This window comes from Streptomyces sp. ADI96-02, assembly GCF_003846185.1.
Lineage (GTDB): Bacteria > Actinomycetota > Actinomycetes > Streptomycetales > Streptomycetaceae > Streptomyces.
The window spans coordinates 4,544,852-4,564,028 of record NZ_ML123034.1 but is presented as its reverse complement, the minus strand read 5'-3'; the positions used below and the strand labels follow the sequence as shown (position 1 = coordinate 4,564,028).

Genomic DNA, 19,177 nt, shown 5'->3' with positions numbered 1-19,177 from the left:
CCCATGGGTTACCCAGCTCCGGCCCGGGTCAGACCGCCTCGCGCCAGGACTCTCGCCAGCGCCTCCACCACCTGCGGCTGGTAGTCGTGTCCGGTGCCGAGCCTCAGCCGCTCCAGGGCCCCCAGCGGGCCGCTCACGCCTTCCCCGCACAGCTCCTCGTACGCGTTGACCGTTCTGACGATCCTGGCGGCGGGCAGTTGTTCCCGGTACGGATCGGCCTGCTGCTCCACCACTGCCGCGACCTCCGCCGCCACCCCGGTCCGCCGGACCACGGCTCCGCCGAGCAGCGCGATCCGCCGCTGCTCGGCCACCGGCAGCCCGGCGGTGGCCCCGGCGGCGACCGGGTCGACCAGGGACAGCCGGCCGATGTCGTGCATCAGCGCCGCGTACTCCAGCACGGTCAGCCGCTCCCCGGTCAGCCCCAGCTCGCGGCCGACGGCCACCGCCAGCGAGGCGACCCGGCGGGCGTGGCCGGGCGGGGCGTACCCGGCGACCTCGGTGGCGCGGGCGAGCGAGGCGATCGTCTGCCGGCGGGTGGCGCGGACGGCGGCGTAGCGGCGGAAGGAGACCTGCGTCAGCAGCAGCGGCACGCACAGGACGGGCAGCGCCCACAGTCCGGCGACCGCGACTCCCAGCGCCATCACGACCCCGGTGGCCCCGACCGCCGGCCCGATCCCGGTGAGCCCCCGCAGCTCGTCGCCGAGGAACGGGCCGTACGGCGGCGGGGCGGCGCAGCCGTACGGCCGGGCCCGCGCACGGGCGAGGAGGGCGGCGAGCAGCGCGTCGCACACGGCGGTCAGCGCCAGCAGGGCGAGCAGGAACAGCGCGAAGTACAGCCCTTCGCCGAACCAGCGCTCCGCCTGCCCGGAGTCGTACAGCGGCTGGAAGCAGACGGCGGCGAAGGCGACGGTGAGCACCCGGCGGGCCGCCCGGTCGAGGTCCGGGCGGCGGCCCCGGGCCAGGAACGGCAGGGCGGCGACGGCCTGCGCCACGACGACGACGGTGACCACCTGGGGAGCGCCGTGCGCGGTCGGCTCGCCCCCGCTGCGCCCGAGCAGCGCGTACGCCAGGGCTCCGGCGGCGGCGAGCGGCGCCGGTTCCCGCTCTCCGGGCGCGGCGCCCCGGCGGGCCGGTTCTCCGGCGGCGACGACGGCCGCGAACGCCAGGGCGTGGCCCGGTTCGACGAGACCGCGCGTCAGGGTGTGGGCGAGCGCGGCCAGGGTCAGGGCGAGCGCCGCGGCGCGGACCGCGAGGACGGCCGGGGCGGGGGCGTCGCGCGCCTCGCCGCCCCTCACCCGGAACGCTCCGGGGAGGGCCGCGCGTCGGTCCCGGCCCGGGTCCGGGGCACCGGTGCGCGCGGTTCGTCCGCGGTGACGGCGGTGTCGGCGGCGCTCCAGCCGTGCCGCTCCAGCCCTCGGTCCAGCGCCCGCACCATCACCGGGTCGAACTGGCTGCCCGCGCACCGCTTCAGCTCGGCGAGCGCGGCGGGCACCGGCCGGGCCCGCCGGTAGGAGCGGGTCGAGGTCATGGCGTCGAAGGCGTCGGCGACGGCGACGACCCGGGCGAACTCGGGGATGGCCCCGCCGCTGAGTCCGTAGGGGTAGCCGGTGCCGTCGAGCCGTTCGTGGTGGTGCAGGATCGCGGCGCGGGCCTCGTCCAGGAAGCCGATGCCCCGCACGATCTCGTGCCCGTACTCCGGGTGCAGTTCCATGACGCGCCGCTCCTCCGGGGTGAGCGGACCGTCCTTGCGCAGCACCCGGGTCGGGACGCCGAGCTTTCCGATGTCGTGGAGGATGCCGGCGAACCGCAGCCCCTCCAGGCGTCCCTCGTCCATGCCGAGTTCACGGCCGATCAGGACGGAGGCGCGGCCCACCCGCTCGCTGTGGCCCCGGGTGTAGGCGTCCTTGATGTCGACGGCGTGGACCAGGGCGCGGATGGTGGCGCGGTGCGCCGCGTCCTCGCGGTGGTACTGGGCGAAGACCCAGGAGGAGAGGTACATGGGCAGCAGGACGAAGAGCGCGGGGACCGGCCCGTACGAGCTGCGCCACAGGGCGGCCATCATCAGCCCGACGAGCGCGTGCACCAGGTGCGGGCCGAGGGCGCGGGGCAGCAGCGTGCGCCAGGACCGGGCGATGGGCCGCCGCTCGGCCGCCGCGAGGATGAAGCCGTCCAGGGCGGTGAGGACCAGGCTGAAGGCGAGGGCGGCCCCGGCGGCGGGCAGCAGGGCGTACGGGAAGTCGGCGGCGGGGCCGGGAGCTCCCGCGCCGCCGGGGACTCCCGCGCCGCCGGGGACTCCCGCGCCGCCGGGAGCTCCCGCGCCGCCGAGGGTGGCGGGGCCGCCGAGGAGCGCGTGGGTCCAGGAGGCGGCGCAGCAGGCGAGGGCGAGCTGGGCGGCCCGCCAGATCCGGCGGGCCGCGACGGGCGGCTGTTCCACCCGGCCGATGAGCGATCCGGCCGCGGCGGCCAGCGCGGCGGCCGAGGGCGGGAGCAGGAAGGCGGCGACCGGCAGCAGCGGTAAGAACGACCCGGCCCCGGTGCGGGGCGAGCCGCCCGCGAGGCGGCGGCCGGCGAGTTCGCAGGCGATGGAGAGGGCGGCGAGCAGTCCGAGCGTGCCCCAGGGGGTGCGGGCCCCGGGCGCGCACGCCGGGATGACGCAGGCCGCGGCCCCGGTCGCCGCGCTCAGGACGCAGAGGCGGGCCGCCGCCGGTGTGCCTCTCACCCCGCACTCGCCCCCAGCCTGGTCGGTGGATGCGCCAGGCTAGCGATTCGGCGGGCTCACCGGGGGGCTACCGGTGCCGTTAGCACCTTCGGGTGACTACTCGCGCGCGGCGGTGGACCGGTCGGTCGGGCCGACGGTGATGTCCTGCTCGGGCACGGCCTCACCGGCCCTGATCAGGTCGATGCGGCCCATCACCTTGGAACGCAGGTCACTGGGTACGTCGTCCTGACCGCAGCACCGCTTGACGAGCTTCTTCACGGCTTGTTCGAGACCGTACTTCTCCAGGCACGGGGAGCACTCCTCGAAGTGCGTCTCGAACTTGGTGCAGTCGCCCTCGGGCATCTCCCGGTCGAGGAACTCGTAGAGATGATCGAGGACCTCTGAGCAGTCCGTCTCGTGCGGCTCTCCGCAGCTCATGAGGCCGAGCCTTTCCGATCGTCCGAGTCACCGGCGCCGGCCGCGACCAGCCCGCGCTCACGGGCGTAGTCCTCCAGCATTCCGCGCAGCTGACGGCGCCCGCGGTGCAGCCGGGACATCACCGTGCCGATGGGGGTCCCCATGATGTCCGCGATCTCCTTGTACGCAAAGCCCTCGACGTCGGCGAGGTAGACGGCGATGCGGAACTCCTCGGGAATCGCCTGGAGCGCCGACTTCACGTCGGAGTCCGGGAGATGGTCGAGGGCCTGCGACTCGGCCGAACGCAGCCCGGTCGACATGTGCGACTCGGCGCGCGCCAGCTGCCAGTCCTCGATCTCCTCGGCGGCACTGCGCTGGGGCTCCCGCTGCTTCTTGCGGTAGGAGTTGATGAAGGTGTTGGTGAGGATGCGGTACATCCACGCCTTGAGGTTGGTGCCCTCGCGGAACTGGTGGAACGAGCCGTACGCCTTCGCGTAGGTCTCCTGGACGAGGTCCTCGGCGTCGGCGGGGTTGCGCGTCATGCGCAGCGCGGCCGAGTACATCTGGTCGAGAAAACCGAGGGCGTCCCGCTCGAAGCGCGCGTTGCGCTCGGCTGACGTCTCCGGTGCGCGGCCGTCGTCGGTCCCTGTGTCGGTCCCAGTGACCGGACCCACCTCCTCCAACGATGTGGCGGAGCCGAAACCGGACCCGCTCGCATCGGAGAATAGTCGACCTTGCTTCGAGGCGGGCTGTCCATGCGATCCGCCCTCGGCACCCGCGGGGGTGGTCCTCGCCGCGTGCAGCACGGTCCACTCCAGTTCCGCGGTGTTCGAGCGGCTCGGGCAGATGGTCGAACCCATGCGACGGACTCCCTCTCCACGTACGACGTCGTTGTACCGACGGTTGTTGTGCTTACGTCCCGAACAACAGCGCCCCCGCACGGCGCATTCCCGGGGCGTATGTCACGCGAGTGAGGCGAGCCACGCCGCGACGGCCCCGGTGAGGACGGCCATCGCCTCCTCCTCGCTCACCGGGGCCCTCTTCGGTACGGCGAAGCCGTGGTCGCCGTACGGGACCTCCGCGAGTCCGTAGGGTCCGGGCGGGAATTCGGCGGGGCGGCCGAACGGGTCGTTGCCGCCCTGTACGACCAGGGTGTCCAGCTCGGTGCCCAGCAGTTCACCGGCGCGGGACCTCTCCGGCCGGCCCGGCGGGTGCAGCGGGAAGCTGAGCGCGAGGACCGCGCGGGCGCCCAGTCCGGCGGCGGTGCGGCAGGCGACCCGTGCGCCGGCGCTGCGCCCGCCCGCGACGACCGGGGGCCCGGCGGCGGCGAGGGCGGGCCACAGGCCGCGCCAGCCGCTGTCCAGGGTCTTCGGGGCGGGCGCGAGCTTCCTGCCCGCGACCCGCCAGGGCTGCTCCACCAGGGCGACGGTGACGCCCCGGCCGGGCAGGGCGGCGGCCAGGGCCCGCAGGTCGCGGGCCTCGATCCCGCCGCCGGCTCCATGGCTCGCGGCCAGCACGAGGCGGGGCCGCCGGGCGGCGAACCAGGTGATCCTGGCCTCGCCCGTGTCGGTGGTGACGTTCTGCACGCGCGGTGTCGGGCTCATCCGGCCCATCCTGCCCGTGCCCGCCGCCGGATCAGAACAGGGTGGCCTCCTCCGGCGCGGCCAGCTCCTCCAGCAGTTCGGGCCCGTTGTTGCGGACGTTGCTGACGGCGGTGGCCACCGGGTAGGCGCGCATCAGCCCGCCCGGCGGCGGCTCCAGCAGCGCGCGCAGGCCGTCCGCGTCGGTGTGCGCCGGGTCGAGCCAGGCGTCCCAGCGGTCCGGGGTGAGCATCAGCGGCATGCGCGGGTGGATGTCGGCGAGCGCGGACGGACCCTCGGCGGGAGCCACGGCCAGCGGGGTGGTCTCGGCCTCGGTGGTGATCACCGAGCAGGTCACCCACCAGGCGGCCTCGTGGTCGGGCGGCAGGGCCGGGTCGCGCCAGAACTCGTACAGTCCGGCCATCGCGAGGACCGAGCCGTCGGCGGGAGTGACGAAGTAGGGCTGCTTGCGGCCCCGCTTCCTCTTCCCCTGCTCCTCCAGCTGCCGTTCGTCGGCCCCGGTGACCCACTCGTAGTAGCCGTCGGCGGGCAGGACGCAGCGGCGCTGGGCGAACGCGCCGCGGAAGGACGGCTTCTCGTGCACGGTCTCCGCCCGCGCGTTGATCATGCGGGCCGCGCCCTCGGTCGTCTTCGACCAGGACGGTACGAGTCCCCATTTCAGTACGCGCAGCTGGCGAACCGGACGGCGGTCGTCCGCGTCCTTAGCAGGACGTTCCAGTACCGCGTAGACCTCTTTGGTCGGCGCCACGTTCCAGTCCGGCTCCAGGGTCTCGGTGGGTTCCCACTTCTCGACCCCGAAGAGTCCGGTCAGGTCCTCGGGCCGCCGACTGGCCGCATACCGTCCGCACATAAGTGCCAGACTGCCACGACCGCCCGCCCTCGCCGCAAGGAGTCGCCCGGCCGATGAACAGCACCGAATGGGGCGATCTGTGGGATCGCCTCGCCGGCACCCAGTCCGCGCCCGAGCAGTGGCTGGTGGTCGTGACCGCCACGGCCGCGCTGATCGCCGTCGTGCCGAACGCCCTGTGGCGGCTGTCGCGCAACGCGATCACCATCGCGCACGAGGGCGGCCACGGCCTGGTGGCCCTGCTCACCGGGCGCAGGCTCTCCGGCATCCGGCTCCACTCGGACACCAGCGGTCTGACCGTGAGCCGCGGCAAGCCGACGGGGATCGGCATGATCCTCACGGCGGCGGCGGGGTACACGGCTCCCTCGCTCCTCGGCCTGGGCGGCGCGTGGCTGCTCGCCGACGGGCGGATCACGCTGCTGCTGTGGCTGGCGACGGCCCTGCTGGCCGCGATGCTGGTGATGATCCGCAACCTGTACGGGGCCCTCACCGTCATCCTGACGGGCGGCGTCTTCCTGCTGGTGTCCTGGCTGACCTCGTCCGACGTGCAGTCGGCGTTCGCGTACGCGGCGGTGTGGTTCCTGCTGCTGGGCGGGGTGCGCCCGCCCTTCGAGCTCCAGTCCAAGCGGCGGCACGGCGGGGCGCCGGACTCCGACCCGGACCAGCTGGCGCGCCTGACGGACGCGCCCGCGGCCCTGTGGCTGTTCCTCTTCCACGCGGTGTCGCTGTGTTCGCTGATCGGCGGCGGCCGGTGGCTGCTCGGGCTGTGAGAGCGGCTGCTCGGGCTGTGAGGGCCGCGATCCCGGCCTCCGGTCCGTACCATGCTTTCGTTACGGACCGGTTTCCGCCCTTTTGATCACGATCCGGGTTTGCGCGGAGCCACTAAAGTGATGCCCATGACCGAAAGTTCCGTGCACCCCGCCCTCTGGCCCGCCCCTCACGCGAGCGGAGCCGTCGACGCCACCGTCACCGTGCCCGGATCCAAATCGGTCACCAACCGCGCGCTCGTCCTGGCCGCGCTCGCCTCCGAGCCGGGCTGGCTGCGCCGCCCGCTGCGCTCCCGCGACACCCTGCTGATGGCCGAGGCGCTGCGCGCGATGGGCGTGGGCATCGAGGAGACGGTCTCCTCCAGTTCCACGGCCGCGGGCGCTCCGGACGGTTCCGGCGAGGCGTGGCGGATCATCCCGGCCGGGCTGCTCGGCCCCGCCGCGGTGGACGTCGGCAACGCCGGTACGGTCATGCGCTTCCTGCCGCCGGTCGCCACGCTCGCCGACGGCGCGGTGCGCTTCGACGGCGACCCGCGCTCCTACGAGCGCCCGTTGACCGGTGTGATCGAGGCGCTGCGGGCCCTCGGGGCCCGGATCGACGACGACGGGCGCGGGGCGCTGCCGCTGACCGTGCACGGCGGCGGCGCGCTGGACGGCGGGCCGGTGGCCATCGACGCGTCCTCCTCCTCGCAGTTCGTCTCGGCGCTGCTGTTGTCGGGGGCGCGCTTCAACCAGGGCGTGGAGGTCCGCCACACCGGCGCCACGCTGCCCTCGATGCCGCACATCCGGATGACCGTGGACATGCTGCGGGCCGTGGGCGCGCAGGTCGACGAGCCGGAGACGGGCGGCGAGCCGAACGTCTGGCGGGTCTCGCCCTCCGCCCTGCTGGGGCGCGATCTTACGGTCGAGCCGGACCTGTCCAACGCGCAGCCGTTCCTGGCCGCGGCCCTGGTGACCGGCGGCCGGGTGACGATCCCGGACTGGCCCGAGCACACCACGCAGCCGGGGGACGCTCTGCGCGAGATCTTCACCGCGATGGGCGGCTCCTGCGAGCTGACCGAGAGCGGACTGACCTTCACCGGTACGGGCCGCGTCCACGGCATCGACGTCGATCTGGGCGAGGTCGGAGAGCTGACGCCGGGCATCGCGGCGGTGGCCGCGCTGGCCGACTCGCCCTCCACCCTGAGCGGCGTCGCGCACCTGCGGCTGCACGAGACGGACCGGCTGGCCGCGCTGACCAAGGAGATCAACGAGCTGGGCGGCGACGTCACGGAGACGGCCGACGGCCTGCACATCCGGCCCCGCCCGCTGCACGGCGGCGTCTTCCACACGTACGACGACCACCGGATGGCCACCGCCGGGGCGATCATCGGCCTGGCGGTGAAGGGCGTGGAGATCGAGAACGTGGGCACGACGGCGAAGACCCTGCCGGACTTCCCGGACATGTGGACCGGAATGCTCGGGGCCTAGAGGGATGCGCCGCTACGGCAAGAACCCGGACGAGGACGACATCCGCGTCCGCCCCAACCGCAAGGGCAACCGGCCCCGCACGCATATCCGGCCCAAGCACGAGGACGCCGAGGAGGGCATGGTCCTCACCGTCGACCGGGGCCGGCTGACCTGCCTGGTCGACGGCCGGACCGTGGTGGCGATGAAGGCCCGCGAGCTGGGCCGCAAGGCCGCCGTGGTGGGCGACACCGTCTCCATCGTGGGCGACCTCTCCGGCGAGAAGGACACCCTGGCCCGGATCGTGCGCATCGGCGAGCGGCGCACGGTGCTGCGGCGCACGGCGGACGACGACGACCCGTACGAGCGGGTGGTCGTCGCCAACGCCGACCAGCTGGCGATCGTCACCGCCCTCGCCGATCCGGAGCCCCGCCCGCGCATGATCGACCGCTGCCTCGTCGCGGCGTACGACGGCGGCCTCACCCCGCTCCTGGTGCTGACCAAGTCCGACCTCGCCTCGCCGGACAAGCTACTGGAGGCGTACACGCCGCTCGGCGTCCCGTACATCGTCACGAGCCGCGAGGAGCTGGAGAACGGGGACGCGGCGGACCGGGTGCGCGAGCAGTTGAACGACCGTGTCACGGCGTTCGTGGGGCATTCCGGAGTCGGCAAGACGACGCTGGTCAACGCCCTGGTTCCGAAGGACCGGCGGCGGACCACCGGTGTCGTCAACGCGGTCACCGGCCGGGGCCGGCACACCACCACCTCCGCGCTCGCGCTGCCGCTGCCCGGGGACCGGGGCTGGGTGGTCGACACTCCGGGCGTCCGCTCGTTCGGACTCCACCACGTCGACCCGTCGCGGGTCATCAACGCCTTCCCCGACCTCCAGCCGGGCACCGAGAACTGTCCGCGCGGCTGTACGCACGACGAGAACCAGCCCGAGTGCGCGCTGGACGCCTGGGTGGCCGAGGGACACGCCGATCCGGCGCGGCTGGAGTCCCTGCGCCGGCTGCTGGCCACGCGGGAGCGGCGCGAGGGCGACTGATCGCAAGGGCGCCTGGTGCCCGCGTACGACTGATGCCCGAGGGCGACTGATCGGCAATCGGCCCGGTGCGCCTCGGGCACGTTTGCGAGTACCCGGGGACGGTGAGGGCATAATCGCACCGTTCGGGACGTAGCAGTCACCTACGCGGGAGGCAACTGACGATGGCGTGGCTCCTGGTCGTGGTCGCGGGACTGCTGGAAACCGGCTTCGCCGTGTGCCTGAAGCTCTCGCACGGCTTCACCAGGCTCTGGCCCACGGTCGCGTTCTGCGCGTTCGCGCTCGGCAGCTTCGGTCTGCTGACCCTGGCGCTGAAGAAGCTGGACGTCGGTCCGGCGTACGCGGTGTGGACCGGCATCGGCGCGGCGGGGACGGCGATCTACGGCATGATCTTCCTGGACGACGTCGTCTCGACGCTCAAGCTGGTCTCGATCTCGCTGGTGATCGTCGGTGTGATCGGCCTCCAGCTGTCCGGCTCCGCGCACTGACGCCTTCCGACCGGCCGGACGGTCACCCGGCTCCCTCCGCCGGGCCTGGCCGCTCAGCGCACCCACCGCCGGGCCGCCCGGCGGACGAGCCGGAGCGTGTGGCGGTCCGGCTCGTCGGCGGGGCCGTCGTCCGGGGCCGGGACGAGGACCAGGGAGAGCGCGAGGCGCAGGACGGCCTCGTAGTACAGGGCCTGCTCGTCGGCGTACAGGGCCTGCTCGTCGGCGTACAGGGCCTGCTCGTCGGCGTACAGGGCCTGCTCGTCGGCGGTCGCGGCCGGTCCCGGGGGACGACGCGCGAGCCGGGGCGCGGTGTCCGGCCGGAGCGCGGTGTCCGGCCGGAGCGCGGTGTCCGGCCGGAGCGCGGGCTCGGGCCGGAGCGCGGGCTCGGGCCTGGCTGAGGCGGCCACCATCCGGTCCCGGACCAGGGCGAGCAGTTCGGCCGGGGCGGGAACGGCGGTGTCCTCACGGTCCGTACGGTGCGCGGGGCCCGTCCGGTCCGGACGTCCGCCGCCGGAGCCGCCCGCGCGGGCCGGCCGGGGCGTCCCGCGCTCCCAGGCCCCGGTGAGCAGCGCCGCGAGCAGCGCGTCCTGCCGGGCGGCCCGGAGCGTCCAGAGGGCGACGGCGGCGGGGCGCTCGGGCGCGGCGGCGGTCAGCGCGCGGTCCACACCGGCCAGGTAGCGGTCGGCGGCCCGTCGCAGCAGAGCCGCTGCCAGCCCGTCCTTCGTGCCGAACTCGTTGTGGAGGGTCTGCCGGGAGACGCCCGCCAGCGCGGCGACGTCGACCATGCGGACCGTGTGCCAGGGCCGGTCGGCGGCGGCCCCGCGGGCGGCGTCCAGCAGGGCTTCTCGCGCTGTCGGCATCGCCGCCTCCCACGCCCGGGGCCTGCGGTTCAGAGTTGAGGCGCCCGCGCGGGCTGTCAAGGGCCCGCGCGCCTGCCCCGTCCCGTCCCCGGGGGCGCGGTGGCTCGCGCCCCGCGCCGCTGGATACTGTGGCGGCATGCCCGACTACCACGATGATCTGCGCCTCGCCCATGTGCTGGCGGACGCCGCCGACGCGGCGACGATGGACCGGTTCAAGGCTCTCGACCTGAAGGTGGAGACCAAGCCGGACATGACGCCGGTGAGCGAGGCCGACAAGGCCGCCGAGGAGCTGATCCGGGGCCATCTGCACCGGGCCCGGCCGCGCGACGCGATCCTGGGCGAGGAGTACGGGGTCGAGGGCACCGGGCCGCGGCGCTGGGTGATCGACCCGATCGACGGCACCAAGAACTACGTGCGGGGCGTGCCGGTGTGGGCCACGCTGATCGCGCTGACGGAGGCGGGTCCCGAGGGCTTCCAGCCGGTGGTCGGGGTGGTCTCCGCCCCGGCGCTGCAGCGGCGCTGGTGGGCGGCGAAGGGCGCGGGCGCGTTCTCCGGCCGCAGCCTGACCTCGGCGAGCAGGCTGCACGTGTCGAAGGTGGAGCGGATCGCGGACTCCTCCTTCGCCTACTCCTCGCTGTCCGGCTGGGAGGAGCGGGGCCGGCTCGACGGGTTCATGGAGTTGACCCGGGCCTGCTGGCGGACCCGGGGGTACGGGGATTTCTGGCCGTACATGATGGTCGCCGAGGGGTCGGTGGACCTCTGCGCGGAGCCGGAGCTGTCGCTGTGGGACATGGCGGCGACGGCCGTCATCGTGCAGGAGGCGGGCGGCCGGTTCACCGGCCTGGACGGCGTCGACGGGCCGAACGGCGGCGACGCGGCGGCCTCGAACGGGCTGCTCCACGACGAACTGCTGGGCTATCTCGGCGGGCGCTAGGGCCTGTCCGGCCACCCCCTGGGGACGGTTCGTGGCGCACGAGGCGCGCGGGGGGCGTGTTGCGTATTTTTGCACGCCCCTCTGACTCCCTTCACCCGCCCCTTGTTGACTGGGCCAAGGAATGCAACTCTGAGAGTCCCCCCACTTGTGAACTTGTGAATCGGCTCACAGAGTCGATGCACCGAGGAGGTGGCTCGATCCATGCTCGTCCGTGACGCCATGAGTACGGTGGTTCTCACCATCGGCCCCGCCCATACGCTCCGCCAGGCCGCCCGGCTGATGTCGGCGCGCCGCATCGGGGCCGCCGTCGTCCACGATCCGGACACCTGCGGGCTCGGCATCATCACCGAGCGCGACATCCTCAACGCGATCGGTTCCGGTCTGGACCCCGACCGGGAGACCTCCTCGGCCCACACCACCACCGACGTGGTGTTCGCCGCCCCGGCCTGGACCCTGGAGGAGGCCGCGGCGGCCATGACGCACGGCGGCTTCCGGCATCTGATCGTGCTCGACGACGACGGCCCGGTGGGCATCGTCTCGGTCCGCGACATCATCCGCTGCTGGTCGCCCGCCCGACGCCGCGCCGTCGCCACCGCCGGCTGACGCGGGTCCGGCCCGCCCGCCCCCCGACGACGGGCGGGCCGGACCCCCGCGTGGGGATCCGGCCCGCCGTCGACGGCAAGCGTCCGGTCAGCCGCGGAGGGCCTGGACCGCCGCTTCGAGGCGCTTGCCGAAGTCGCCGTCCGCCTGTCGGAAGTTGTTCACCGCGCGCTCGGCGATGTCGTCGCGCGACACCTTCGCGATGAACTGGGCCAGGTTGTCGACCAGTCGGCCCTTCTCGTCCTCCGACATCATCCGGTAGAGGTCGCCGGCCTGCACGAAGTCGTTGTCCTCGGCGTGGACCGGGGCCTCGTGGTTGCCGGAGTCACCGGTGACCGGGATCGGCTGCCACAGCGGACGGTCCGTCTGGAACGGGCCGCCGAAGCTGTTCGGCTCGTAGTTCTTGGCGCCCTTGTGGCGGCCGTCGTACAGGAAGCCGTCCCGGCTGTTGGTGCGCGCCTCGGTGGCGTGCGGGCGGTTCACCGGCAGGTGGTCGGCGTTGATGCCGACGCGGTAGCGGTGGGCGTCGCCGTAGGCGAAGAGCCGGCCCTGGAGCATCTTGTCCGGGGACGGTCCGATGCCGGGCACGAAGTGCGCCGGGCTGAAGATCGACTGCTCGACCTCGGCGAAGATGTTCTCCGGGTTGCGGTTGAGCTCCAGCTTGCCGATCTCGATCGGCGGGTAGTCCGCGTGCGGCCAGACCTTGGTCAGGTCGAACGGGTTGAAGCGGTACGTGGCCGCGTCCGCCGCCGGCATGATCTGGACCTGCACCGTCCAGGACGGGAAGTCGCCGCGCTCGATCGCCTCGCGCAGGTCGCGCTGGTGCGAGTCGGGGTCGACGCCGGAGAGGCGGTTGGCCTCGTCGGTGGTGAGGTTCTTGATGCCCTGGTCGGTCTTGAAGTGGTACTTGACCCAGAAGACCTCGCCGGCCTCGTTGTTCCACTGGAAGGTGTGCGAACCGTAGCCGTTCATGTGGCGCAGCGTGGCCGGGATGCCGCGGTCGCCGAAGAGCCACGTCACCTGGTGCGTCGACTCCGGCGACAGACCCCAGAAGTCCCAGACGTTGTCCGCCTCCTGCGAACCGGTGTACGGGTCGCGCTTCTGGGTGTGGATGAAGTCGGGGAACTTGATGGCGTCCTTGATGAAGAACACCGGGGTGTTGTTGCCGACGAGGTCGTAGTTGCCCTCTTCGGTGTAGAACTTCAGCGCGAAGCCGCGCGGGTCGCGCACGGCGTCGGCGGAGCCGAGGTTGCCCGCGACGGTGGAGAAGCGCAGGAACGTCTCGGTCTGCTTGCCGACCTCCGAGAGGAACTTCGCACGGGTCCACTGCGAGACGTCGCGGGTCAGCGTGAACGTGCCGTAGGCGCCGGCGCCGCGGGCGTGCACGATGCGCTCCGGGATGCGCTCCCGGTTGAAGTGGGCGAGCTTCTCCAGCAGCGCCTGGTCCTGGACGAGAACCGGACCGCCGACGCCCGCGGTCTCGCTGTTCTGGTTGTCGGCTACCGGCGCGCCGGCCTCCGTGGTGAGCGGTCCCTGCGTCACGTGCGCCTCCTGCGTCGTGTCCTGTACATGCGTTACCGGTCGGCATCCGTCGCCGTCCGGTGTCCTGCACAGCCCTGTCCCTTGGCGTATGCCGTTTCCGATCCTACAATGGACAATGTCTAAGTCAAGCGACCATCCAAAGTCACACCCGATCGGGACTCGGTCCCCCCACTGTTAGGCTGGGCTGCATGAGCGACCTGCTGGAACGACTCCGTGGACGCGGCTGGCGCATGACCGCGCAGCGGCGTGTCGTGGCCGAGGTCCTCGACGGGGACCATGTGCACCTGACGGCGGACGAGGTTCACGCGAGGGCCGTCGACCGGCTGCCCGAGATCTCGCGCGCCACCGTCTACAACACCCTCGGCGAGATGGTGTCCCTCGGCGAGGTGCTGGAGGTCTCCACGGACCGCCGCGCCAAGCGGTACGACCCGAACGCGCACCGCCCGCACCACCACCTGGTCTGCGCCGCCTGCGGCGCGATCCGGGACGTGCACCCGGCGGGCAACCCGCTCGCGGACCTGCCGGCGGACGAGCGCTACGGCTTCACGGTCTCCGGCGTCGAGGTGACGTACCGCGGCCTCTGCCCGAGCTGCGCCGCCGCCTCCTGATCGCACGCACCGGGGGCCGACCGTACGCGCCGAGGGCCTACCCGCCCGGACGTACCGTTGGCGCCCGGCGCTGCCCACCGAAACCGCCCGGATCGCCCCGGAAGCAAGACGAAGGCCCGGATCCTCAAGGATCCGGGCCTTCGTCTTTCAGTAGCGGGGACAGGATTTGAACCTGCGACCTCTGGGTTATGAGCCCAGCGAGCTACCGAGCTGCTCCACCCCGCGTCGGTGAACGCAACACTACGTCACCCCGCCGACCCGTGCAAATTCACTTCCGCGACCGAGGGCGACCGGGGGCGACCGGGGGCGACCGGGCGCGGTCGCGCCCTCGGGCACTCGGGCACTCGGGCACTCGGGCGGTCGCCGGCCGCGTCAGTAGCCGTTGTCGTTGGTGGTCTTCGGCTCGGTGGTGATCGGCTTGCCCTGGGGGCCGATCACGTACCACTTGGCGCCGAAGGCGTCGATGTCCTGGCCGTTGGCCTCGCCCGCCTTCCGGTCCACGTCGAACCGGTACAGCGGACGCCCGTTGTAGGTCACCTGCTTCTTGCCGTCACCGCGGGTCGCCGTCTTCAGCAGCCCGGCCTTGACACCGCCGCCGGCGGTCGGCGCCGTCTTGTCGAGCAGCGGCGGCCACGCCCGCGCGCACGCGCCGGAACAGTGGGACGTGTTCTTGGTGTCCTTGCCGAACACGTAGAGCGTCCTGCCCTTCGCGTCCACGAGCACCTTGCCGTACGTGGTCTTCCTGACCGACACCGTCGGTGCGGGCGACGAAGAGGCGGCGGGGGACGAGGACGCGGCGGCGGGGGCCTCGACCGGGCGGCCCTCGGCCCGCGCGCCGGTGCCCGCGTCCGCCTCCCGCGCACTGTCCCGGCCGCTCCCGCCGCCGGAGCATCCGGTCGCCACGGCCACCGCCAGCACGGCGGAAGCCAGGGTCACGACCCTCCTGGTAGGGCGTCTCATCAGGGACTCCTCACACATCCGGTCAAGCATCCGGCTGCCCCTGCGAGCAGCGCGCGGGCGCCCGAGCGGCGCCGCCGGGCACCAGTCGACAGCAGTCGCCGGAGACCGGCCACCTGGACGGGGCCGTCCGGTGCTCCGTCACGCCCCTGCACCTGCAAAGGGGCAAGAACGCCCGATTCATGGTGTTCTGATCTGCACGCCGATCCGCCGGAACGCGGCGGCGGAGGTCCACTGCGAAGGAAGACGACGATGAACGATCCATCGGATTCCGGGCCGCCGGGCGGGACGCGGGGCGGCCCGCCGAGCGATCCGCGGCCCCGCCTCCCCGGTCCGGCGGGGGACGAACCCGATCCGCACCGCTGGTGGGCGCTGACCGTCATCGCGACCGCGCAGCTCATGGTGGTGCTCGACGCCACGATCGTGAACATCGCGCTCCCCTCGGCCCAGCGCGCGCTGGGCATCAGCAACGGGAACCGCCAGTGGGTGATCACCGCGTACACCCTGGCGTTCGGGGGGCTCCTGCTCCTCGGCGGCCGGATCGCCGACCTCGTCGGCCGCAAGCGCACGTTCATCATCGGCCTCATCGGCTTCGCCGGGGCCTCCGCGCTCGGCGGCGCGTCCGTCGGCCAGGAGATGATCTTCCTCTCCCGGGCGCTCCAGGGCGTCTTCGCCGCGCTGCTGGCTCCGTCCGCCCTCTCGCTGCTCACCACGACCTTCCCGTCGGGGAAGGACCGGGCGAAGGCCTTCGGCATCTTCAGCGCCATCGCGGGCGGCGGCTCGGCCATCGGGCTGCTGCTCGGCGGCATCCTCACCGAATGGCTCAGCTGGCGCTGGTGCCTCTACGTGAACGTCCCCATCGCCCTCTTCGCGGTCATCGGAGCGATGCTGCTGCTCAAGGACCGTGCGGGCACCAAGGGCGCGCACCTGGACATCCCCGGGGTCGTCCTCGGCAGCGGCGGCCTCGTCGCGATCGTGTACGGGTTCAGCCGGGCGGAGGCGATCGGCTGGTCCTCGACCGAGGTCCTGACGGTGCTCAGCATCGGCGTCGTCCTCCTGGTCGCGTTCACCTGGTGGCAGACGAAGTCCTCCGCACCGCTGCTGCCGCTGCACATCGTCCGGGAGCGCAACCGCGGCGGCTCGATGATCGTCATGGCCCTGACGACGATCGGGCTGTTCGGCGCGTTCCTGTTCCTGACCTACTTCCTCCAGACCATCCTCGGGTACTCGCCGCTCAGCGCCGGTCTGGCCTTCCTGCCGCTCTCGGCCGGCATCATCATCGCCTCGACCCAGATCTCCGCCCGGCTGCTCCCGCTCCTGCCGCCGCGCCTCCTGCTGGTTCCCGGTCTGCTGCTGAGCGCGGTCGGCATGTTCACCCTGACGTTCCTGGACACCCACTCCACCTACGCGGGCCACATCCTGCCGGGCACCATCCTGCTGGGCTTCGGGCTCGGTCTGACCTTTCTGCCCATCGTCTCGACGGCCACCATGGGCGTTCCGACCAAGGACTCGGGCGTCACCTCGGCGACGGTCAACACCGCACAGCAGGTGGGCGGCTCCATCGGGACGTCCCTGCTGAACACGATCGCCACCACCGTCACCGCCACGTACCTGACCAGTCACCTCGCCGCCGCGGCTCGCGAAGGCGTCCTGACCCCGGCCGAGCGGGCGGACATCGTGAACACCGGCACCGTCCACGGCTTCACCGTGGCCATCACCTGGGCGGCTGTCATCCTGCTCGCCGCGGCGGTCATCGGGGCCGTCATGATCAACGGGAAGTCCCCCCGGGCCCGCGCGGCCGAGGAGGCCGCGACGGCCGGACCGGCGACCGGCCCCGAACCGGCCGGGTGACAGGGCCTCTTCGCGGCGGACCGCCCCCGCGCCCCCGCGGCCCCGTCCGCCGGCCCGCGTCCCAGCCGCCAGGAACGACGGGGACGCGGGGCCCGGGAGCCTCGAAGCCTCGGAGAAGAGCCTCGGGGGACGAGGCCCCTCAGGCCGTCAGCTCCTGGTGCAGGGCCTCCTGGAGCCGCGCAGCGCGCTCGGCCACCTCGGCGGGACCCAGCTCCACGGCCCGCGCGCACCACCGCTTGCCCTCGGCCAGCTCGCCGCGACGGGCCGCGAGCAGCGCCAGACGCAGCGCGGCGCGGCCGTGCCCGGCGTTCGCCGCGCGGCTCCACCACAGGGCGGCCTCGCGCTCGCTGCCCTCGCGGGCCAGCAGCAGACCGAGGTTGAAGGCTCCGTTGCGGCTACCCGCCTCGGCGGCCTCGCGGTACCAGTGGGCGGCGCTCTCCACGTCCCCGCGCGCGGCGGCGAGCATGCCGACCCGGACCTGGGCGCGGCGGTGGCCCTGCTGGGCGGCGCGCTCGTACCACTCCTCGCACTCGGTCTTCTCCGGCATCGGCTCGCCCAGCGCGGGCGGTCCCGGCGGCGGCTGCCGCGCGTCCAGCACCCCGGCCAGCCGGAACGCCGCCTCGGCGCTGCCCCCGCCCGCCGCGCAGCGCAGGTGCCGCTCGGCCTCGCGGTCCTCGCCGTCGCGCAGCAGGGCCATGGCGACCTGGAGCGCGGCGTCCGTGTGCCCAGCCGCCGCGGCCCGCTCGTACCAGCCGAGCGCGGTGCGGTCCTCGTCGCGTCCGGCGTGCAGGATGCCGAGGTTGAACGCGGCGTCCACGCTGCCCGCCTCGGCCGCCTTGGAGAACCACGGCTCCGCCCCCGTGTGGTCGCCGGCCTGGAGGAGGAGGACGGCGAGGGCGTTGGCGGCCTCGCGGTGCCCGGCGTAGGCGGCGCGGCGGTACCACTGCTCGGCCTGCGGCGTACGGTCCTGGGCGGCGCACAGCAGCCCGAGGTTGTACGCCCCGTTGACGTCGCCGGCGTCCATGGCGGCCCGGTACCACCGCTCGGCGGTCTGCTGCTCACCGCGCGCGGCGTGCAGCGCGCCCAGGGCGTTGGCCGCGTTGCCGTCGCCGTCCTGGGCGGCGCGCAGCCACCACACGGCGGCGCTCTCCTCGTCACCGGCGTCGCGCAGCAGGAAGCCGAGAGCGCAGGCGGCGCGCGGCTCACCGTCCTTGGCGGAGGTGAGGTACCAGCGGCCGGCCTCCTTCAGCTCGCCGCGCTGCTCCAGGATCGCGCCGAGGTGCAGGGCGGCGCGGCGGTGCCCGCGGGCCGCCGCCTGGCGGTACCACTGCTCGGCCTCGCCGATCCGGCCGGCGGCCGGGCCCGCGACGGGGCTGTCGCCGCCGGCCTTGCGCTCGGCGCCGTCGCGGGCGGGCGGTTCGGCGGGGCGGCCGAGGTCGCGGCCGGACCGGCCGGAGCCGGGCCCGCGGCCCAGCCCGAAGGCGTCGTAGGGGTCCTCGACGGCGTTCCGCTCCAGGGTGCGGGCCAGCCGGTAGGCGGCCTCCCGGTGCCCCTGCTCGGCCGCCGCGCGCAGCCAGCGTTCAGCGCCGACGTCGCTGCGGTGCTCCAGGAGGTCGGCCAGCGCGTAGGCGCCCAGCGCGTGGCCCTGCTCGGCGGACTGGCGCAGCCAGTACTCGGCGCCGGGCTCGTCCCCGCGCTCGCGGAAGTGGCGGCCCAGGGCATGGGCCGCGGCGGCGGACCCGGCCACGGCGGCGACGCGCCACCAGCCGGCGGCCTCGTCCGGGTAGCCGCGCTGGTGCAGCAGGACGCCCAGGTTGTTGGCGGCGGCCCGGTCGCCGTCGGCGGTCGCGGCGCGCAGGTACGTCTCGGCGGCGTCCAGCTCGCCCCGGCGCAGCAGCAGCGCGCCCAGCACGCTCATGGACGCGGTGTCGCCGGCCTCGGCCGCGCGGCGGTGGCGCGCCTCCTCCGCGGCGCTGTCCGCCGCGTCGACCGCGTCCGTGGTGCCCGTGTCGGGGCCGCTCGCAGCCGTGGCGGAAGCGGTGTGCCCGGTCGCGGCGGCGACGCCGTCCGGGGCCTTCGCGGTCTCGACCGTGGTCCGCCCCCTGCCCCGGGCCGCCGCAGCGCCGGCTGCGGAGCCCGTGTCGTGCGAGCTGTCGGCGTTCCCTGCGGCGGGTGTGCCGAACCTCGTTCCGACCGTCGTCGCGACGCCGGCCGCGAGGAACGCGTCCGCCGCCGATTCCACATCTTGGCCGCGCCGCTGCACAAACCGCCCTGTCTCCAACAGAGTTGCCCTGTCCCCCATAAATACCATCGTCGCACCACCTGTAACCCGCGTACACCTGGTATATCGCGGCCAGTGAGGTCACTTCAGCGTTTTGTCGACTTGCCCACAGAGAGACAAGTCAAACACGCTCGAACCCAACTCGTGCCCAGCAAAACGCTCTTCACGCCCCTGAACTGCGAAGGACACGGCGACATGACGAAGGCCCGGATCCCATAAGGATCCGGGCCTTCGTCTT

At 73.5% G+C, this 19,177-nt stretch carries 17 protein-coding genes, 1 tRNA gene and 1 pseudogene; 8 read left to right on the top strand and 11 right to left on the bottom strand.

The annotated features are described in order from the left end of the window. Window positions 1-8: 8 nt before the first annotated feature. From EES43_RS20260 to EES43_RS20235, 6 genes are all read right to left on the bottom strand, one after another. Window positions 9-1,295, bottom strand: a complete 1,287-nt coding sequence (locus EES43_RS20260; RefSeq protein ID WP_124270019.1) for an HD-GYP domain-containing protein — start codon at window positions 1,293-1,295, stop codon at window positions 9-11. Beyond that, window positions 1,292-2,719, bottom strand: a complete 1,428-nt coding sequence (locus tag EES43_RS20255) for an HD-GYP domain-containing protein (RefSeq protein ID WP_124270018.1) — start codon at window positions 2,717-2,719, stop codon at window positions 1,292-1,294. Before EES43_RS20255 ends, EES43_RS20260 begins: the two co-directional genes overlap by 4 nt. A gap of 96 nt (window positions 2,720-2,815) precedes the next feature. After that, window positions 2,816-3,136 carry a mycothiol system anti-sigma-R factor gene (gene rsrA / locus EES43_RS20250; RefSeq protein ID WP_124270017.1) on the bottom strand — a complete coding sequence of 107 codons (321 nt, stop codon included), beginning with the start codon at window positions 3,134-3,136 and terminating at the stop codon, window positions 2,816-2,818. Beyond that, complete coding sequence (locus tag EES43_RS20245) at window positions 3,133-3,789, bottom strand: sigma-70 family RNA polymerase sigma factor (RefSeq protein ID WP_007458152.1); 657 nt, start codon at window positions 3,787-3,789, stop codon at window positions 3,133-3,135. Before EES43_RS20245 ends, rsrA begins: the two co-directional genes overlap by 4 nt. A gap of 288 nt (window positions 3,790-4,077) precedes the next feature. After that, window positions 4,078-4,719, bottom strand: a complete 642-nt coding sequence (locus tag EES43_RS20240; protein WP_124270015.1) for an alpha/beta hydrolase family protein — start codon at window positions 4,717-4,719, stop codon at window positions 4,078-4,080. Between the two features lie 31 nt (window positions 4,720-4,750). Continuing rightward, window positions 4,751-5,566 (bottom strand): SOS response-associated peptidase, encoded by an 816-nt coding sequence (locus tag EES43_RS20235; protein WP_124270014.1) that lies wholly within the window; start codon window positions 5,564-5,566, stop codon window positions 4,751-4,753. 53 nt (window positions 5,567-5,619) lie between these two features. Here EES43_RS20235 and EES43_RS20230 point away from each other — a divergent pair, with 53 nt between their 5' ends. The 4 genes from EES43_RS20230 (at window position 5,620) to EES43_RS20215 (ending at window position 9,306) form a co-directional block, all read left to right on the top strand. Then, entirely contained in the window at window positions 5,620-6,333 is a 714-nt protein-coding gene (locus EES43_RS20230) for a M50 family metallopeptidase (RefSeq protein WP_124270013.1), read from the top strand. Window positions 6,334-6,459: 126 nt separating this feature from the next. Then, on the top strand, window positions 6,460-7,800 hold the full coding sequence (gene aroA, locus EES43_RS20225; RefSeq protein ID WP_124270012.1) for a 3-phosphoshikimate 1-carboxyvinyltransferase: 1,341 nt from the start codon (window positions 6,460-6,462) through the stop codon (window positions 7,798-7,800). A gap of 4 nt (window positions 7,801-7,804) precedes the next feature. Then, window positions 7,805-8,821 carry a ribosome small subunit-dependent GTPase A gene (gene rsgA, locus EES43_RS20220; protein ID WP_124270011.1) on the top strand — a complete coding sequence of 339 codons (1,017 nt, stop codon included), beginning with the start codon at window positions 7,805-7,807 and terminating at the stop codon, window positions 8,819-8,821. Between the two features lie 161 nt (window positions 8,822-8,982). Next, on the top strand, window positions 8,983-9,306 hold the full coding sequence (locus EES43_RS20215) for a DMT family transporter (RefSeq protein ID WP_124270010.1): 324 nt from the start codon (window positions 8,983-8,985) through the stop codon (window positions 9,304-9,306). A 395-nt stretch (window positions 9,307-9,701) separates the two neighbouring features. Here the strand turns inward: EES43_RS20215 and EES43_RS20210 are convergent. Then, window positions 9,702-10,166 (bottom strand): annotated as a pseudogene (locus EES43_RS20210) (TetR family transcriptional regulator); the annotation flags it as partial. Window positions 10,167-10,302: 136 nt separating this feature from the next. On the opposite strand from EES43_RS20210, the gene hisN reads away from it, so the two are divergent. Both hisN and EES43_RS20200 read left to right on the top strand, forming a co-directional pair. Continuing rightward, window positions 10,303-11,100 carry a histidinol-phosphatase gene (gene hisN / locus EES43_RS20205; RefSeq protein WP_124270009.1) on the top strand — a complete coding sequence of 266 codons (798 nt, stop codon included), beginning with the start codon at window positions 10,303-10,305 and terminating at the stop codon, window positions 11,098-11,100. A 201-nt stretch (window positions 11,101-11,301) separates the two neighbouring features. After that, the gene (locus EES43_RS20200; RefSeq protein ID WP_124270008.1) at window positions 11,302-11,703 is read left to right on the top strand and encodes a CBS domain-containing protein; all 402 of its coding nucleotides are present in this window, start codon (window positions 11,302-11,304) and stop codon (window positions 11,701-11,703) included. Window positions 11,704-11,790: 87 nt separating this feature from the next. Here the strand turns inward: EES43_RS20200 and EES43_RS20195 are convergent, their stop codons facing one another. Beyond that, a complete protein-coding gene (locus EES43_RS20195; RefSeq protein ID WP_124270007.1) occupies window positions 11,791-13,242 on the bottom strand; it encodes a catalase in 1,452 nt (483 codons plus the stop codon). A gap of 188 nt (window positions 13,243-13,430) precedes the next feature. Between EES43_RS20195 and EES43_RS20190 the strand changes: the two genes are divergently transcribed. Continuing rightward, window positions 13,431-13,850, top strand: a complete 420-nt coding sequence (locus tag EES43_RS20190; protein WP_124270006.1) for a Fur family transcriptional regulator — start codon at window positions 13,431-13,433, stop codon at window positions 13,848-13,850. A gap of 151 nt (window positions 13,851-14,001) precedes the next feature. On the opposite strand, the gene EES43_RS20185 is transcribed toward EES43_RS20190, so the two are convergent. Beyond that, window positions 14,002-14,075, bottom strand: a tRNA-Met gene (locus EES43_RS20185). A 147-nt stretch (window positions 14,076-14,222) separates the two neighbouring features. Further along, window positions 14,223-14,786 carry a COG4315 family predicted lipoprotein gene (locus EES43_RS20180; protein WP_241192483.1) on the bottom strand — a complete coding sequence of 188 codons (564 nt, stop codon included), beginning with the start codon at window positions 14,784-14,786 and terminating at the stop codon, window positions 14,223-14,225. 273 nt (window positions 14,787-15,059) lie between these two features. On the opposite strand from EES43_RS20180, the gene EES43_RS20175 reads away from it, so the two are divergent. Next, on the top strand, window positions 15,060-16,658 hold the full coding sequence (locus EES43_RS20175) for an MFS transporter (protein WP_124270004.1): 1,599 nt from the start codon (window positions 15,060-15,062) through the stop codon (window positions 16,656-16,658). 139 nt (window positions 16,659-16,797) lie between these two features. On the opposite strand, the gene EES43_RS20170 is transcribed toward EES43_RS20175, so the two are convergent. Next, the gene (locus EES43_RS20170) at window positions 16,798-18,969 is read right to left on the bottom strand and encodes a tetratricopeptide repeat protein (RefSeq protein ID WP_124270003.1); all 2,172 of its coding nucleotides are present in this window, start codon (window positions 18,967-18,969) and stop codon (window positions 16,798-16,800) included. Window positions 18,970-19,177: the final 208 nt, after the last annotated feature.

Coding starts and splice junctions, on each gene's coding strand:
- rsgA (WP_124270011.1), top strand. CDS start 7,805: ATGCGCCGCTACGGCAAGAACCCGGACGAGGACGACATCCGCGTCCGC.
- EES43_RS20215 (WP_124270010.1), top strand. CDS start 8,983: ATGGCGTGGCTCCTGGTCGTGGTCGCGGGACTGCTGGAAACCGGCTTC.
- EES43_RS20240 (WP_124270015.1), bottom strand. CDS start 4,719: ATGAGCCCGACACCGCGCGTGCAGAACGTCACCACCGACACGGGCGAG.
- aroA (WP_124270012.1), top strand. CDS start 6,460: ATGACCGAAAGTTCCGTGCACCCCGCCCTCTGGCCCGCCCCTCACGCG.
- EES43_RS20190 (WP_124270006.1), top strand. CDS start 13,431: ATGAGCGACCTGCTGGAACGACTCCGTGGACGCGGCTGGCGCATGACC.
- rsrA (WP_124270017.1), bottom strand. CDS start 3,136: ATGAGCTGCGGAGAGCCGCACGAGACGGACTGCTCAGAGGTCCTCGAT.
- EES43_RS20170 (WP_124270003.1), bottom strand. CDS start 18,969: ATGGTATTTATGGGGGACAGGGCAACTCTGTTGGAGACAGGGCGGTTT.
- EES43_RS20235 (WP_124270014.1), bottom strand. CDS start 5,566: ATGTGCGGACGGTATGCGGCCAGTCGGCGGCCCGAGGACCTGACCGGA.
- EES43_RS20230 (WP_124270013.1), top strand. CDS start 5,620: ATGAACAGCACCGAATGGGGCGATCTGTGGGATCGCCTCGCCGGCACC.
- EES43_RS20200 (WP_124270008.1), top strand. CDS start 11,302: ATGCTCGTCCGTGACGCCATGAGTACGGTGGTTCTCACCATCGGCCCC.
- EES43_RS20175 (WP_124270004.1), top strand. CDS start 15,060: ATGAACGATCCATCGGATTCCGGGCCGCCGGGCGGGACGCGGGGCGGC.
- hisN (WP_124270009.1), top strand. CDS start 10,303: ATGCCCGACTACCACGATGATCTGCGCCTCGCCCATGTGCTGGCGGAC.